The organism is Neorhizobium huautlense (assembly GCF_002968575.1).
GTDB classification, from domain to species: Bacteria; Pseudomonadota; Alphaproteobacteria; order Rhizobiales; family Rhizobiaceae; genus Neorhizobium; species Neorhizobium huautlense.
Window position 1 is genome coordinate 1 of the sequence record NZ_PVBM01000110.1, and the last position, 448, is coordinate 448.

A 448-nucleotide genomic window follows, 5' to 3' on the forward strand; every position below is an offset into this window, starting at 1 on the left:
CTGCACGGTTATCAATTCCATGGTGGCCGGTGGGCCAGCGGCGAAGAGTAAAGCGATTACGGTTGGCGATAAAATTGTCGGCGTAGGCCAGGCGGGTAAAGGCATGGTCGATGTGATCGGCTGGCGTCTGGATGATGTCGTGGCGCTGATCAAAGGGCCGAAGGGCAGTAAAGTTCGTCTGGAAATTCTGCCTGCGGGTAAAGGTGCGAAAACCAAAATCGTCACCCTGACGCGCGAACGCATTCGTCTGGAAGATCGTGCCGTTAAGATGTCAGTGAAAACCGTCGGCAAAGAGAAAGTGGGTGTGCTCGACATTCCCGGTTTCTATGTTGGCCTGACAGAAGACGTTAAGGTGCAACTGCAGAAGCTGGAAAAACAGAACGTTAGCAGCGTGATTATCGATCTGCGTACTAACGGCGGCGGGGCATTGACGGAAGCGGTATCGCTC

Annotated in this window: 1 protein-coding gene; it reads left to right on the top strand. The window is 54.0% G+C overall.

Annotated features, from left to right (window positions below; genetic code table 11):
* Nucleotides 1-448: S41 family peptidase (locus C5L12_RS27835; protein WP_170109145.1), on the top strand; the 448-nt coding region annotated here is incomplete at both ends.